Source organism: Neisseria sp. HMSC70E02, from assembly GCF_001838645.1.
GTDB classification, from domain to species: Bacteria; Pseudomonadota; Gammaproteobacteria; order Burkholderiales; family Neisseriaceae; genus Neisseria; species Neisseria macacae.
Window position 1 is genome coordinate 22953 of record NZ_KV838073.1, and the last position, 15662, is coordinate 38614.

At 53.2% G+C, this 15662-nt stretch carries 13 protein-coding genes; all 13 read left to right on the forward strand.

Annotation, left to right across the window (positions count from 1 at the left end; all coding sequences use genetic code 11):
* Positions 1-56: 56 nt before the first annotated feature.
* The 13 genes from HMPREF3277_RS02620 (at position 57) to ftsZ (ending at position 15476) form a co-directional block, all read left to right on the forward strand.
* Positions 57-1088 carry an SEL1-like repeat protein gene (locus tag HMPREF3277_RS02620; RefSeq protein ID WP_070869953.1) on the forward strand — a complete coding sequence of 344 codons (1032 nt, stop codon included), beginning with the start codon at positions 57-59 and terminating at the stop codon, positions 1086-1088.
* 43 nt (positions 1089-1131) lie between these two features.
* Positions 1132-2469, forward strand: a complete 1338-nt coding sequence (murD, locus tag HMPREF3277_RS02625) for a UDP-N-acetylmuramoyl-L-alanine--D-glutamate ligase (protein ID WP_070869954.1) — start codon at positions 1132-1134, stop codon at positions 2467-2469.
* A gap of 13 nt (positions 2470-2482) precedes the next feature.
* Complete coding sequence (locus tag HMPREF3277_RS02630; protein WP_070869955.1) at positions 2483-3067, forward strand: L,D-transpeptidase family protein; 585 nt, start codon at positions 2483-2485, stop codon at positions 3065-3067.
* 203 nt (positions 3068-3270) lie between these two features.
* Positions 3271-4767, forward strand: a complete 1497-nt coding sequence (locus tag HMPREF3277_RS02635) for an amidase (protein ID WP_070869956.1) — start codon at positions 3271-3273, stop codon at positions 4765-4767.
* Between the two features lie 322 nt (positions 4768-5089).
* Positions 5090-6352 carry an FtsW/RodA/SpoVE family cell cycle protein gene (locus HMPREF3277_RS02640; protein ID WP_070869957.1) on the forward strand — a complete coding sequence of 421 codons (1263 nt, stop codon included), beginning with the start codon at positions 5090-5092 and terminating at the stop codon, positions 6350-6352.
* A 3-nt stretch (positions 6353-6355) separates the two neighbouring features.
* A complete protein-coding gene (murG, locus tag HMPREF3277_RS02645; RefSeq protein ID WP_070869958.1) occupies positions 6356-7423 on the forward strand; it encodes an undecaprenyldiphospho-muramoylpentapeptide beta-N-acetylglucosaminyltransferase in 1068 nt (355 codons plus the stop codon).
* A gap of 134 nt (positions 7424-7557) precedes the next feature.
* On the forward strand, positions 7558-8385 hold the full coding sequence (locus HMPREF3277_RS02650) for a class I SAM-dependent methyltransferase (RefSeq protein ID WP_070869959.1): 828 nt from the start codon (positions 7558-7560) through the stop codon (positions 8383-8385).
* A 165-nt stretch (positions 8386-8550) separates the two neighbouring features.
* Entirely contained in the window at positions 8551-9261 is a 711-nt protein-coding gene (locus HMPREF3277_RS02655; RefSeq protein WP_070869960.1) for a DUF6348 family protein, read from the forward strand.
* Between the two features lie 287 nt (positions 9262-9548).
* Positions 9549-10958 carry a UDP-N-acetylmuramate--L-alanine ligase gene (gene murC, locus HMPREF3277_RS02660; RefSeq protein WP_003764619.1) on the forward strand — a complete coding sequence of 470 codons (1410 nt, stop codon included), beginning with the start codon at positions 9549-9551 and terminating at the stop codon, positions 10956-10958.
* Between the two features lie 149 nt (positions 10959-11107).
* Positions 11108-12022, forward strand: a complete 915-nt coding sequence (locus tag HMPREF3277_RS02665; RefSeq protein WP_070869961.1) for a D-alanine--D-alanine ligase — start codon at positions 11108-11110, stop codon at positions 12020-12022.
* Complete coding sequence (locus tag HMPREF3277_RS02670; protein ID WP_070869962.1) at positions 12012-12737, forward strand: cell division protein FtsQ/DivIB; 726 nt, start codon at positions 12012-12014, stop codon at positions 12735-12737. Before HMPREF3277_RS02665 ends, HMPREF3277_RS02670 begins: the two co-directional genes overlap by 11 nt.
* Before the next feature lie 80 nt (positions 12738-12817).
* Entirely contained in the window at positions 12818-14062 is a 1245-nt protein-coding gene (ftsA, locus tag HMPREF3277_RS02675) for a cell division protein FtsA (RefSeq protein ID WP_003779891.1), read from the forward strand.
* A 223-nt stretch (positions 14063-14285) separates the two neighbouring features.
* On the forward strand, positions 14286-15476 hold the full coding sequence (gene ftsZ / locus HMPREF3277_RS02680; RefSeq protein ID WP_003757229.1) for a cell division protein FtsZ: 1191 nt from the start codon (positions 14286-14288) through the stop codon (positions 15474-15476).
* The last annotated feature ends 186 nt before the right edge of the window (positions 15477-15662 follow it).

Consider the following 15662-nt stretch of genomic DNA (forward strand, 5'->3'; position numbering starts at 1 on the left):
CGTCTGAAACACATAGACAAACCCAAAAACATTCTGAATAAAAAAAGGATTTTGAGATGAATACCTTATTGAAAAACATGATGCTTGCCTTACTGGCTTTGGGCATAGGGCAAGCGGTTTGGGCTGATGATGTGTCGAATTTTAAGAAAATGCTTCAAGCTGCAGAGCAAGGAAATGCCGACGCCCAATTTAATTTGGGTGTGATGTACGACAATGGGCGAGGAGTCCGTCAAGACTATGCACAGGCAGTGCAGTGGTATCGCAAGGCGGCAGAACAAGGGTATGCTCAAGCCCAATATAATTTGGGTGTGATGTATGATCAAGGGCAAGGCGTCCGTCAAGACTATGCACAGGCAGTGCAGTGGTATCGCAAGGCGGCAGAACAAGGGTATGCTCAAGCCCAATATAATTTGGGTGTGGCGTATAAAAAAGGTGAAGGCGTTCGTCAAGACTATGCACAGGCAGTGCAGTGGTATCGCAAGGCGGCAGAACAAGGGTATGCTCAAGCCCAATATAATTTGGGTGGAATGTATGTTCAAGGGCAAGGCGTCCGTCAAGACTACGCACAGGCAGTGCAGTGGTATCGCAAGGCGGCAGAACAAGGGTATGCTCAAGCCCAATATAATTTGGGTGTGGCGTATAAAAAAGGTGAAGGCGTTCGTCAAGACTATGCACAGGCAGTGCAGTGGTATCGCAAGGCGGCAGAACAAGGGTATGCTCAAGCCCAATATAATTTGGGTGTGGCGTATAAAAAAGGTGAAGGAGTTCGTCAGGACGATGCACAGGCAGTGCAGTGGTACCGCAAGGCGGCAGAACAAGGGCTTGCAGAAGCCCAATTATATTTGGGGGTGATGTACGACAATGGGCGAGGAGTCCGTCAAGATTATGCACAGGCAATGCAGTGGTATCGCCAGGCGGCAGAACAAGGAGATGCTCACGCCCAATTGGCTTTGGGCTTGAGGTATGCCACTGGGCAAGGGGTCCGGCAAGATATAGTGATTGCCAAAGAGTGGGTTGGTAAGGCTTGTGATAACGGAATACAGCTAGGTTGCGATGCTTACCGAGAATTGAATCAGGCAGGATATTGAATCTTTATCCCAAGGTCGTCTGAATATTTAGGACAAAACCAAAATGACTTTCCAAAACAAAAAAATCCTCGTCGCCGGACTCGGCGGTACGGGTATTTCCATGATTGCCTATCTGCGCAAAAACGGCGCGGAGGTTGCCGCTTATGATGCGGAGCTGAAACCGGAGCGCGTGTCGCAAATCGGTAAGATGTTTGAAGGGCTAGTGTTTTATACGGGTCGTCTGAAAGATGCGCTCTCCAACGGTTTCGATATTTTGGCGCTCAGCCCCGGTATCAGCGAGCGGCAGCCGGATATCGAGGCGTTCAAGCAAAACGGCGGGCGCGTGTTGGGCGACATCGAATTGCTGGCGGATATTGTGAACCGCCGCGGCGACAAGGTGATTGCGATTACCGGCAGCAACGGCAAAACCACGGTAACGAGCCTGGTCGGCTATCTCTGCATTAAGTGCGGGCTGGATACCGTTATCGCGGGCAATATCGGTACGCCGGTTTTGGAGGCGGAATTGCAGCGCGAAGGTAAAAAGGCGGACGTGTGGGTGTTGGAGCTTTCCAGCTTCCAACTGGAAAACACCGAAAGCCTGCGCCCGACTGCGGCGACGGTGCTGAATATTTCCGAAGACCATCTCGACCGCTACGACGACCTGCTCGACTACGCGCATACCAAAGCCAAGATTTTCCGTGGCGATGGCGTGCAGGTTTTAAATTCAGACGACGTGTTCTGCCGCGCCATGAAACGCGCCGGGCGCGAGGTGAAATGGTTTTCGTTGGAACACGAGGCCGATTTTTGGTTGGAACGCGAAACGGGTCGTCTGAAACAAGGCGATGAAGACTTGATTGCCACGCAAGACATCCCACTGCAAGGTCTGCACAACGTCGCCAACGTTATGGCTGCCGTCGCCTTGTGCGAAGCCGTCGGTTTGCCGCGCGAAGCATTGCTCGAACATGTCAAAACCTTCCAAGGCCTGCCGCACCGCGTGGAAAAAATCGGCGAGAAAAACGGCGTGGTGTTCATCGACGACAGTAAAGGCACGAACGTCGGCGCGACTGCCGCCGCGATTGCCGGTTTGCAAAACCCGCTCTTCGTGATTTTGGGCGGTATGGGCAAAGGGCAGGACTTCACGCCCCTGCGCGACGCGCTTGTCGGCAAGGCAAAAGGCGTGTTCCTGATCGGCGTCGATGCGCCGCAAATCCGCCGAGATTTGGACGGCTGCGGTTTGAATATGACCGACTGCGCCACTTTGGAAGAGGCGGTTCAGACGGCATACGCCCAAGCCGAAGCGGGCGATATTGTGTTGCTCAGCCCCGCCTGCGCGAGCTTCGATATGTTCAAAGGCTATGCGCACCGTTCGGAAGTGTTTATCGAGGCGTTTAAGGCTTTGTAAGGTCGTCTGAAAGATGAAAAGAGGGTTGAAAATCGGCTTGGCGGCGGTTTTGCTTTTGGCAGTCGCTGCCGGAGTGGTTTGGTATTCCATGCCTATCCGTTCCGAGCAGACCGTTGCGACATCAGGCGAGTCATCCGTTGCCGAGTCAAGCGAAACGCCGCTTCCCGAAGATGCCGTTATCGACAGGTTGGTCGTGCATAAAAGCAAGCGCACCATGTCGGCGTACTCGAAAGGCAAGCTGCTGAAAACCTATCCCATTGCGCTGGGCAAGCAGCCCGTCGGGCATAAACACTTTGAAGGCGACGGCAAAACGCCCGAAGGGAAATACCGCATCAACGATCGCAATCCCAACAGCGCATACCACAAAAATCTAGGCGTTTCTTACCCTAACGAAACCGACAAAGCCTACGCGGCGGCACAAGGCAAAAGTCCGGGCGGGCTGATTAAAATCCACGGCATCAAAAACGGCTGGGGTTCTATCGGCAAAAAACACCTGCAAAGAGACTGGACCAACGGCTGCATCGCGGTAACGGACGAGGAAATCGACGAACTCTACCGCAGCGTGAAACACAACGCGGAAATTGAGATTTTGCCGTAAACCTTGTACGCCATCGCCTCAAAGGTCGTCTGAAAACGTCAAGGCGGTTTCAGACGACCTTTTTGCAGCAGCGGCAAACTTGTTCTTTTCCTTTATCCGGTGTGACTGTTTCTTAAAAATTGCCTATGCGGGCAAACGGCGAGGCGGCGGGCAGCCATGCCTGACCGAAAAAACGTGTGTTTATCAATCCGAAAGGAAAACCCATGAATTTTCAAGACTACATCCGTTACGATGCTGTCGGTTTGGCAGAGCTGATCCGCAAAAAAGAAGTCTCCGCCGATGAAGTGTTGCAGGCTGCTTTGAGCCGCTTGGACGAAGTCAATCCCAAGCTCAACCTGTTGGCGCATGATTTGCGCGAACGCGCGGCGGCGTGGCAGGGGTCGTCTGAAAATGCCGATACGCCGCTGGCGGGCGTGCCGTTTTTGCTCAAAGACCTGCTGGCGGATTGGGAAGGCGCGCCGACATGGTCGGGTTCGCGCATGATGCAGCATTACATTGCCAAGCAAAACAGCGATTTGACCCAAGCCTATCTCGATGCGGGGCTGCGCGTGTTCGGCAAAACCACCACGCCCGAATGGGGCGCGTATCCCGTTACCGAAACCGAAATTTACGGCATCACGCGCAATCCGTGGCATTTGGACTACACCGCGGGCGGCAGCAGCGGCGGCGCGGCTGCGGCAGTGGCTTCGGGCGTCGTCCCCGCAGCGCACGGCAGCGACGGCGGCGGTTCCATCCGCTTACCCGCGCACAACTGCGGCGTGTTCGGGCTGAAACCCACGCGCGGCCGCAGCAGTTACGCGCCGAACGCATCGGAAGCATGGCAAGGTTTGGTATGCGACCATGTCTTGACCCGCAGCGTGCGCGACAGCGCGGTTTTGCTGGACATCGCCGCCCAAACCCAAGAGCGCGCCCTGTATACCTGCCCGCCGCCGCCCGAAAACGGTTTTGCAGACAGCCTGAAACAAGAAACAGGTCGTCTGAAAATCGCTTTTTGGAAGCAGACATGGTTTGGCGGCGGCAACGACGAAGGCACGGAAGCCGCGTTCGCCCATAGTTTGAAACTGATGCAAGATGCGGGACACGAATTGGAAGAAGCCACGCCCGATTTTGCACCGCTCGAACAGCTCAACCGAGCCGCCCGCGTCATCGTCATGGGCGAAACGGCAAAACTGTTCTACCAATATCAATACGAAACCGGACAAAAACTGCCGCACCGCCTGCTTGAGCCGACAACGTGGGCAATGATTGTGCAGGGGCGGCAAATCAGCGCGGGTGAAATGGCTTGGGCGCGCGACGTGATGCTGGCGCAGGAACGTGCCGCCAAAGCATTTTTCACGCGCTACGACGTGTTGATGACGCCCGTCTGCCCGCGCACCACGCCGAAAATCGGCGAGATGATGCCGCCGCCCGCCGCGCAAAAAGCCATGCGCCTGCTGTTCGGCACGCTGCGCTTGGGTTTCCTGTTGAAAAACAACCCGTTTTTGGAAAAAGAAGCCGCCGCCGCGCTGCAATACGTCGGTTATACGTCGCCGCTGAACATGAGCGGCAACCCCGCCATGAGTGTGCCGCTCTACCGGCATAACGGACTGCCCGTCGGTACCCAGTTCGCCGCCGCCCACGGGCGCGAAGACACGCTGCTTGGCCTCGCCGCGCAGTTGGAACAGATACAGCCGTGGGCGGAAATACCGCAAGTGGCGTAGGATTTGCATTGGATAAAAAGCGGTCTGTTTGATCGAGGAAAAGATTCATAAAAGGTCGTCTGAAAACATCAAAACGTTTTCAGATGACCTTTTTTGTGTTTGTGATGGGTAGGGGAGGGCGCAAAGAACGCCGGAATCCGACTGTCTTTAAAGAATCTGAATTGTTGCTTTGGCAAGAAACCTTTAGAATGACGTTTTTCTGATTCACGATATTTTTTCAGACGACCTTCGATGTCCCGATTAGGCGGAGGGTCGTCTGAAACGCTTTGTTCTGGTTGTTTCGGGGCGGATTTTTCCGTCTGCCCCTATACGGATGTTTTTCATGATTAGTCTTTCCAAACTTCTCGACCGCCCGATTTCTTTGGACGGTCGGAAATTCGATGTGTCACTGTTGTGGATGGTCGTTTTGATGACCGCCTTCAGCCTGGTGATGATTTATTCTGCGTCGATTGCCTATGCCGCGTCCGAAGGCGGCAATCAGTTTTCTTTTGTCAGCAAACAGGCGATGTTTGTCGGCGCGAGCGTATTGGGCTGCCTCGGGCTGTCGCTGTTGAGCATGAGTTTTTGGCGGAAAATCATTCCGTTTTATTTTGCTTTTTCCGCGATTTTGCTGGTGGTCGTGTTGTTTGTCGGCCGTGAAATCAACGGGGCGACGCGTTGGATACATATCGGGCCGCTCAATCTTCAGCCGACCGAGTTGTTCAAGTTGGCGACGGTTTTGTATTTGTCCAGCCTGTTCACGCGGCGTGAGGAAGTTTTGCGCAGTATGGACTCTTTGGGTTTGAAACCGCTGTTTGTCGGTTTGTTCAATGCTTTTATGTGCCCGTTCAGCAAGGAAGCGCGTCAGAAAACTTGGCAGAAGCTGAAGAAGTTTAAAAACATCCTGCTGCCTATCGTGATGATTGCGCTGGGTTTGGTTTTTGTGATGGCGCAACCTGATTTCGGCTCGTTTGTCGTGATTGTGTCGATTACGATGGGTATGCTGTTTTTGGCGGGTTTCCCGTGGAAATATTTTGCCGTCTTGGTACTGAGCGTGCTGGGGGGGATGGGCGTGATGATTTTGGCGGCGCCCTACCGTATGGCGCGCGTGTCGGCATTCTTGGACCCCTGGGGCGACCCTTTGGGCAAAGGTTATCAGTTGACGCATTCGTTGATGGCGATTGCGCGCGGCGAATGGTTCGGTCAGGGCTTGGGCGCGAGTTTGGAAAAACGCTTCTACCTGCCCGAAGCGCATACCGACTTTATCTTTGCCGTTATTGGCGAGGAATTCGGGTTTGTGGGGATGTGTATTTTGGTGTTCTGCTACGGCTGGCTGGTGATGCGCGCATTCTCCATCGGCAAGCAGGCGCGTGATTCCGGGCTGACGTTCAGCGCGTATGTCGCCAACGGCATCGGTATTTGGATAGGGATTCAAAGTTTCTTCAATATCGGCGTCAACATCGGTATTTTGCCGACCAAGGGGCTGCCGTTGCCGTTGATGTCTTACGGCGGTTCGGCGGTTGTGGTCATGCTGGTGTGCATTACTTTGTTGTTGCGCGTCGATTATGAAAACCGCAAAAAAATGCGCGGTTACCAAGTGGAGTAAATCATGGGCGGTAAAACTTTCATGTTGATGGCGGGCGGTACCGGCGGCCATATTTTCCCTGCGCTGGCGGTGGCGGATTCATTGCGCGCGCGCGGTCATCATGTGATTTGGCTGGGCAGCGAAGGCTCGATGGAAGAGCGCATCGTGCCGCAATACGACATCCTGCTCGAAACGCTGGCGATTAAAGGCGTGCGCGGCAACGGCATCAAACGCAAGCTGATGCTGCCGTTTACTTTGTATAAAACCGTCCGCGAAGCGCAGCGCATTATCCGCAAACACCGCGTCGAGTGCGTCATCGGTTTCGGCGGCTTCGTTACCTTCCCCGGCGGCTTGGCGGCGAAACTGTGCGGCGTGCCGATTGTGATTCACGAGCAAAACGCCGTGGCTGGTTTGTCCAACCGCCAACTGTCGCGCTGGGCGAAGCGGGTGTTGTACGCTTTTCCGAAAGCGTTCAGCCACGAAGGCGGCCTGGTCGGCAACCCCGTCCGCGCCGATATTGCCAACCTGCCCGCGCCTGCCGAACGTTTCCAAGGGCGTGAAGGTCGTCTGAAAATCTTGGTGGTCGGCGGCAGTTTGGGCGCAGACGTTTTGAACAAAACCGTACCGCAGGCATTGGCTTTGCTGCCCGACGATGCGCGCCCGCAGATGTATCACCAATCAGGCCGGGGCAAGCTGGGCAGCTTGCAGGCGGATTACGACGCGCTGGGCGTGAAAGCCGAATGCGTGGAATTTATTACCGACATGGTGTCCGCCTACCGCGATGCCGACTTGGTGATTTGCCGTGCCGGCGCGCTGACGATTGCCGAGTTGACGGCGGCGGGGCTGGGCGCGCTGCTGGTGCCGTATCCTTACGCTGTCGATGACCATCAAACCGCCAATGCGCGTTTTATGGTGCAGGCGGAGGCAGGATTGTTGTTGCCGCAAACCCAGCTGACAGCGGAAAAACTCGCCGAAATCCTCGGTGGCTTAAACCGCGAAAAATGCCTCAAATGGGCGGAAAACGCCCGCACGCTGGCGATGCCGCATAGTGCGGACGATGTGGCGGAAGCCGCCATCGCGTGTACGGCATGATGACATGATGTGATGAACGAAACAGAGGTCGTCTGAAAACCAAGAAACAGGTTTCAGACGACCTTTTTGCAACTTGGCAGCCGTATTGTGCGGGAGTATGATGTAAATAGGAATTTCTCTCATTGGAGGCTGCCATGTCCGAAAAAATCTCTCCCGAAACCGTTTCCGCCTTGTCCAGTACCATGCTGATTCCCCTGTGGGCGAAGGCGGTGGAGCAGGGTAGGGCGCAGCCGCTTTTGCGCGATGACGAAGCCGTGCGGATGTTGGACAAGATTGACTACGACTTCGGCAAGTTTGCCAAAGCCAAAGCATCGCAGGTCGGCTGTTGCGGGCGGGCGAAGCTGTTGGACGATATGACCCGGCACTTTATCGCCGAACATCCCGATGCCGTCGTCGTGCAAATCGGCGCGGGGCTGGATGCGCGTTACGAACGCTTGGGCAAGCCGCGCATTACCGCTTGGTATGATTTGGATTTGCCGGAAGTGATTGAAGTGCGGCGTATGCTGCTGCCCAAGTCGGACAATCATTATCTGGGCGCGTCCATGTTCGACGAAGCGTGGATGAACACCGTTGCCGCGCACGGCAAACCCGTGTTGCTCGTGATCGAAGGCGTGTTGATGTATTTCGAAGAGACGCAAGTGCAGGACTTTTTCAAACAGGTTGCCCGCTGCCTGCCGCATGCCCAACTTGCCTTCGACACCATTCCCAAAGTCTACATCGGACAAAGCAAACGCCACGACGCGCTCGGCAAAATGGACAAGCCACCCGAGTTCCGCTGGGCGATAAGCGGAACGGACGATATCCGACGACTGATACCAGGTGTGGAAATCATCGAAGAAGCGGGCTTGAGCAGCATCTGCAAACCGCGTTATCCGTGGCTCTTGCGCCTTGTATATGCGACCGCGTGGGGACGGTGCAAATTGGATATGCGCTTGATGAGGATACAAGTGCCGTCAAGTTGATAAACGAGAGGTCGTCTGAAAACGGTTTTCAGACGACCTTCGGGCTTTGATGGTAAATTTATATCGTCATTCCTGCATAGGCGGGAGTGACGAAGCGAACTTGCATAACCTCATAATCATATAGAAAATTTCGATTTTGAATTTCCAACTTTTCGAGAAACCATCATGGAACCCCAGGAACTCGACACCCTAGACCTCAACGTAGCCCTTGCCGAAATTCTGCAAGCCCACGGCTATGCCTGCCAAATGCAGGGCGAAAAAATCCTGCCCAATTTCGCCGTACCCGTACAACTTGAAACTTGGGCGTTTCCGCGTGAACACGCCAACGGCGCAGTGGTAAGCCGTTTCGATGTCGGCATTACCCTGCCCGACGGGCGCGAACTTTACGAATGCTGCGGCGACATCGGCGAAAATCTGGAAGAAGCCCTTTCACGCAACCTGCAAAGCTTCTGCACCAACAGCCTGCACGTTTTACTGGATACATTCAATCCCAACGAAAACCATTGCCCGCACGAAATCTGGACGGCAAGCAACGGCAACCGTTTTCAAGCGATTTTGGGGGACTGGGTAACGAAAAATTTGGTCGAAGACACTGACGGCGGTGATACGGAAACAATCGGCAACATCATCCCCGAAGCACTGGAAAGCACGCTGCAAACCATCATCTGCCATCAAAACCTCAAAGCACAATATCATTTAATCCGCTTTTTCTACGCCCAATCCGACAATGTTACGATGAACGTGGAATTTATGGCTGACAACCAAGAAGATGCCACCGAAGAAGAAAAACAGCTTGCCGGTCTCCCTTGGTTGCGCAGGGAAGCCTATTACAGCGTACGCCGTTGCATCATGCTCAAGCCCTTGGATTCGATATAAGGCTATTGAAACCGTCAAAATCAACCCGTATGCAAGATTTTAGGTCGTCTGAAAACGGTTTTCAGACGACCTTATGTTTTGTTTTTGCTGGTGTTTTGGTAGATGAAGTTGAGTTTAAAAATGGGTAATTTGCCGCTGAACAAAACCTCTTTTTCACCCATATTGCCACCAATGTGAAATCCTGTATGCCGAAACATCTTTAATTTACAAGAAAACTATGGCGCAGAAGCGGATAGCCCTTTAAAATAACGCCTTTACGCATCGAAAATCCACCGGAACGCAACATCATGATGAAAAATCGAGTCACCAACATCCATTTTGTCGGTATCGGCGGCGTCGGCATGAGCGGTATCGCCGAAGTTTTACACAATTTGGGCTTTAAAGTTTCCGGTTCGGATCAGGCGAGAAATGCGGTTACCGAGCATTTGAGCAGCTTGGGTATTCAAGTTTATCCCGGTCATACCGCCGAACACGTCAACGGCGCGGACGTTGTCGTTACCTCTACCGCCGTCAAAAAAGACAATCCCGAAGTCGTCGCTGCGCTGGAGCAGCAAATCCCCGTCATTCCGCGCGCCCTGATGCTGGCGGAACTGATGCGCTTCCGCGACGGCATCGCCATTGCCGGTACGCACGGCAAAACCACGACCACCAGCCTGACTGCGTCCATCCTTGGCGCGGCAGGTCTCGACCCCACTTTCGTTATCGGCGGCAAACTCAATGCCGCAGGTACCAACGCCCGCTTGGGCAAAGGCGAATACATCGTCGCCGAAGCCGACGAGTCCGATGCGTCCTTCCTACATCTGACCCCGATTATGTCCGTCGTCACCAATATCGACGAAGATCACATGGATACTTACGGACACAGCGTCGAAAAACTGCATCAGGCGTTTGTCGATTTTATCCACCGTATGCCGTTCTACGGCAAAGCGTTTTTGTGTATCGACAGCGAACACGTCCGCGCGATTTTGCCCAAAGTGAGCAAGCCCTACGCCACTTACGGCTTGGACGATACCGCCGATATTTACGCGACCGACATCGAAAGCGTCGGCGCGCAAATGAAGTTTACCGTTCATGTCCAAATGAAAGGACATGAGCAGGCGCCGTTTGAAGTCGTGTTGAACATGCCCGGCAGACACAATGTCCTTAATGCCTTGGCCGCCATCGGCGTGGCGCTGGAAGTAGGCGCATCCGTCGAAGCGATTCAGCGCGGCTTGCTCGGTTTCGAAGGCGTCGGCCGCCGCTTCCAAAAATACGGCGACATCAAGCTGCCCAACGGCGGAACCGCGCTGTTGGTGGACGATTACGGACACCATCCCGTCGAAATGGCGGCGACCCTCTCCGCCGCACGCGGCGCGTATCCGGAAAAACGTTTGGTGCTCGCCTTCCAGCCGCACCGCTATACCCGCACGCGCGATTTGTTTGAAGACTTTACCAAAGTCCTCAATACCGTTGACGCGCTGGTGTTGACCGAAGTTTATGCCGCCGGTGAAGAGCCTATTGCTGCCGCCGACTCTCGCGCCCTTGCCCGCGCCATCCGCGTATTGGGCAAACTCGAGCCGATTTACTGCGAAAACGTCGCCGACTTGCCTGAAATGCTGTTGAACGTTTTACAGGATGGCGACATCGTGTTGAATATGGGTGCGGGCAGCATCAACCGCGTTCCTGCCGCGATGCTGGAGTTGTCAAAAAAAGCCTGAGGCGGAAATTTTATCGTGATGCCGCGATAGCCGCCCGATGAAGCGATGTCCCATCGGGTGGGCAAGCAAGATTAAGGTCGTCTGAAAACCCGATTCGTTTTCAGACGACCTGTATCAAAAAATGAAGTAATCAAGAAAGAACAAAAACAATGCAGAATTTTGGCAAAGTAGCCGTATTGATGGGCGGCTTTTCCAGCGAACGCGAAATTTCGCTGGATAGCGGTGCCGCCATTTTGAATGCCTTAAAAAGCAAAGGCATAGACGCACACGCCTTCGACCCTAAAGAAACGCCCTTGGCGGAATTGAAAAACCAAGGTTTCCAAACTGCTTTCAATATCCTCCACGGTACTTACGGCGAAGACGGTGCCGTTCAGGGCGCGTTGGAATTGTTGGGCATTCCTTATACCGGCAGCGGTGTCGCCGCTTCAGCCATCGGCATGGACAAATACCGCTGCAAACTGATTTGGCAAGCTTTGGGGCTGCCTGTTCCCGAGTTTGCCGTCTTGCGCGAAGACTCTGATTTTGATGCCGTCGAACAGCAGCTCGGCTTGCCCATGTTCGTTAAACCGGCAGCCGAAGGCAGCAGCGTCGGCGTTGTGAAAGTGAAAGAAAAAGGTCGTCTGAAAAGCGTTTACGAAGAATTGAAACACCTTCAAGGCGAAATCATTGCCGAGCGATTCATCGGTGGCGGCGAATATTCCTGCCCCGTGTTGAACGGCAAGGGCCTGCCCAGCATACACATCATCCCCGCGACCGAGTTTTACGACTACGAAGCCAAATACAACCGCGACGACACTGTTTATCAATGTCCGTCCGAAGACTTGAGCGAGGCTGAAGAAAACCTGATGCGTTCCCTGGCCGTCCGCGGGGCGCAGGCAATCGGGGCAGAGGGCTGCGTGCGCGTCGATTTCCTCAAGGATACCGACGGTAAACTTTACCTCTTGGAAATCAACACGCTGCCCGGCATGACGAGCCACAGTTTAGTACCGAAATCCGCTGCCCATACCGGCGTGGATTTTGCCGATTTATGCATTGAAATTTTGAAAACCGCACATGTGGGATGACGCAAGCGCACTGGGTCGGCTGACCCGCTGGCTGTTGCTGCTGATGGCATTGCTGCTCATCGGCACCTGCATAGCCTGGCTATACAACTCCAATCATTTTCCCGTCAAACAAGTGTCCATACAGGGCAAGCTGACCTATTCGGACGGGAAGGAACTTCAGCGCGCCGCTCAACAGCCCACGCACAGCAATATTTTCCGTGCCGATTTGGACGGTATTCAGGCAGCCTTTCAAAAGCTGCCGTGGGTGGATTCTGCCATGGTGCGCCGCCGTTTCCCCGATACCGTCGAAATCCATTTGACCGAGCGCGTGCCTGTCGCGCATTGGCGCAGCGGCGGTTTGGTCGATTCCAAAGGCAATGTGTTTGACGCCCAGCTCAAAGCCAAGCTGCCCATCTTTGAAGGACAGCCCGGTACGGGCAAAGACATGGTCAAACACTACGAAGAATTTTCCGGCATCCTCCGCCGGCAAAATCTGGCGATTAAAGAACTGATTTATACGCCGCGCTCCGCCTGGTTGGTGGTCTTGGATAACGGGATTACCGTCAGACTGGGAAGGGAAAACGAAATCAAACGCTTACAGCTTTTCGCTGAAATTTGGCCGACGCTGTTGCGTAAAAATCAAAATCGGTTATCCTACGTTGATATGCGGTATAAAGATGGATTTTCCGTGCGTTACACATCAGAGACGCCGTCTGAAAATGTTTCAGACGACTAAAGCCAAGCAAACGGCGTGAAGCAAACTATTGCCAATACAGACAAATAGTTATAACTCCAGCGAAATAACGAGCAAATATAATGGAACAACAAGGTAAATATATCAGTGCCCTTGATATCGGCACATCCAAAGTCATCGCCCTGATTGGCGAAGTACAAGACGACAACGAAATCCACATCGTCGGACTCGGACAGGCACCGTCTCGCGGCCTTAAAGCAGGCATGGTAACCAACATTGACGCGACGGCCCAAGCCATTCAGCAGGCAGTCAATGAAGCCGAATTGATGGCGGACACCAAAATCAGCCACGTTACGACCGGTATCGCGGGTAACCATATCCGCAGCTTGAATTCGCAAGGGGTTGTCAAAATCAAAGACGGTGAAGTTTCGCAAGCCGACATCGACCGCGCCATCGAAACCGCCAAAGCCATCAACATCCCGCCGGATCACAATATCCTGCATACCGTGGTGCAAGAATACATCATCGACAACCAGCCCGGCGTCAAAGAGCCTATCGGTATGAGCGGCGTCCGTCTCGATACCCGCGTACATATCATTACCGGTGCCAATACCGCCCTGCAAAACATCCAAAAATGTATCCATCGTTGCGGTTTGCAGATGGACCAAATCATGCTTCAGCCTTTGGCGAGCGGTCAGGCTGTTTTGACTGAAGACGAAAAAGATTTGGGCGTATGCGTCATCGACATCGGCGGCGGTACGACCGATATTGCCGTTTATACCAACGGCGCCATCCGCCATACTGCCGTGATTCCCGTGGCGGGCGATTTGATTACCAAAGATTTGGCACAAGCACTGCGCACCCCGCACAGCGCTGCCGAATACATCAAAATCCACTACGGCGTAGCGATTCCCGATATGGATGGCTTGGACGAAATGGTCGAAGTTCCCAGCGTCGGCGACCGTCAACCCCGTCAGATTTCCCGCCGCGTTTTGGCAAGCGTCATCGGTCCTCGCGTCGAAGAAATCTTAGAGTTGACCCTTAACGAATTGCGCCGTTCCGGCTTCCCTGAAGAAGTGCTCACATCAGGCATCGTTCTGACTGGCGGCGCATCTATGCTGACCGGCATCGTTGAGCTTGCCGAAGAAGTATTCGCCTTGCCTGCACGCATCGGCGTACCTCAAGAAATGGGCGGCGTATCCGAACGCATCCGCAATCCACGCTATTCAACCGCCATCGGTCTTTTGCAGGCGGCAAGGGGAGAAGAAGATGGCGCACCGGTGACCGGCGCTATCGTAGTTCATGATCAGGCTGAAAAAATCAGTCTGTGGGCAAGATTGATGAAATTTGTTAAAGACAATTTCTGATTGTTCCGTTACTTGCTTACAGGGAAAATGAATTGCCGTCGGAATAGTTCCAATCGCAATAATTAAAAACTTGTGTGCTTTCGTTAAAAAATGTAGTAAAAAAATAACGGTAATGGTGAATGAATAAGAAGTATTTTGCCAGCGTCGGAATACTTCTTATATAATACGGGTAATATCTAAATTTTTGGACCGTCCTCGATGCAGGGCGCGCAGGAGTATTTGAATGGAATTTGTTTACGACGTAGCTGAATCAGCCGCAAGCCCTGCGGTCATCAAAGTAATCGGCTTGGGTGGCGGCGGTTGCAACGCTATTAACAACATGATTGCCAACACCATCCAAGGTGTTGAATTTATTAGTGCCAATACTGATGCACAATCTTTGGGTAAAAATAACGCAGCCAAGCGCATCCAATTGGGTACTAATCTGACCCGTGGTTTGGGTGCGGGTGCCAATCCTGAAATCGGCCGTGCTGCGGCACAAGAAGATCGCGAAGCCATCGAAGATGCTATTCGCGGCGCGAATATGTTGTTCATCACCACCGGTATGGGTGGCGGTACCGGTACCGGTGCGGCTCCTGTGGTTGCCGAGATTGCCAAAGAAATGGGTATCCTGACCGTTGCAGTCGTTACCCGTCCGTTCGGCTACGAAGGCAAACGCGTACACATTGCCCAAGAAGGTTTGGAGCAGCTTAAAGGTCAAGTCGATTCATTGATTATCATCCCGAACGACAAACTGATGACCGCATTGGGTGAAGACGTGACCATGCGTGAAGCGTTCCGTGCGGCGGACAACGTCCTGCGTGATGCCGTAGCCGGTATTTCCGAAGTGGTTACCCGTCCCGGTTTCATCAACCTTGACTTCGCCGACGTTAAAAACGTAATGGGCATCAAAGGTATCGCCATGATGGGTTCCGGTTTTTCCCAAGGCATCGACCGTGCCCGTTTGGCAACCGAACAAGCGATTTCCAGCCCGTTGCTGGATAATGTGACTCTGGATGGCGCGCGCGGCGTATTGGTCAACATCACTACCGCTCCGGATTGCCTGAAAATGTCCGAATACCGTGAAATCATGAAAGTGGTTAACGAGAATGCGCATCCTGAAGCAGAATGCAAATACGGTACTGCCGAAGATGACAACATGGGCGAAGACGCTATCCGCGTAACCATTATTGCGACCGGTTTGAAAGAAAACGGCAGCGAAAACCAAATGCGTGCGGCTGTCCGCGCACAAAAACTGGTTAGCGGAGTCGATGATTCCCATGTTCAACAACCGGGTAGTGTAGAAAGCCTGGTAAGAACCAACCGCGGTATTCGCTCCATGAATCTGACTGCGGCAGATTTCGGCAATCAGTCTGTTTTAGATGATTTTGAAATTCCTGCGATTTTGCGCCGTCAGCACAATCCTGATAAATAATCGATAAAAAGCCTGCTTTAAGCAGGCTTTTTTGTATCTGTGCAATGTAGAGATAGGGTGTAATTTTAGAGGGAGTCAAAGAGAGGGTGGGTTGATATCCTTTGATATTATTCTTGTGTGAATAAAAATCTATTGTTAAGACTCAGCTTTGGGTTTTATAGTGGATTAACTTTAAACCAGTACGGC